The sequence below is a fragment of the Streptomyces bobili genome (assembly GCF_002154575.1).
Taxonomy (GTDB): Bacteria; Actinomycetota; Actinomycetes; order Streptomycetales; family Streptomycetaceae; genus Streptomyces; species Streptomyces bobili.
The window spans coordinates 1-521 of sequence record NZ_MUBA01000943.1; the positions used below are offsets into that span (position 1 = coordinate 1).

Genomic DNA, 521 nt, shown 5'->3' on the forward strand with positions numbered 1-521 from the left:
GTCGGCGGACCGGCGCCCCCGACGGCACGGTCCAGGTCATCCCCGAGCACCCGGTGTTCCGCACCCGGGGGCGCCGGTCCGCCGACTGGCGGCTGATCCTGGTCACGGACGTGTCCGGATCCATGGAGGCGTCCACCGTCTGGGCGGCGCTCACGGCGTCGGTGCTGGCCGGGGTACCGACCCTGTCCACGCACTTCCTGGCCTTCTCCACCGAGGTCATCGACCTCACCGGGCACGTCGAGGACCCGCTGTCGCTCCTGCTGGAGGTCAGCGTGGGCGGCGGCACCCACATCGCGGCGGGCCTGCGGCACGCCCGCGAGCTGGTCACGGTGCCCTCGCGCACCCTCGTCGTGGTCGTCAGCGACTTCGAGGATGGCTATCCGCTCGGCGGGCTCCTCGCCGAGGTCCGCGCACTCGTCGGAGCGGGCTGTCACGTCCTGGGCTGCGCGAGCCTCGACGACACGGGACGGCCCCGCTACTCCACGGGCGTCGCCGGTCAGCTCGTCGCCGCGGGCATGCCC

1 protein-coding gene is annotated in these 521 nt (G+C 74.1%); it reads left to right on the forward strand.

All coding sequences use genetic code 11. The annotated features are described in order from the left end of the window. On the forward strand, positions 1-521 hold a 521-nt coding region (locus tag BZL64_RS38850; RefSeq protein ID WP_143663487.1), incomplete at both ends, for a VWA domain-containing protein.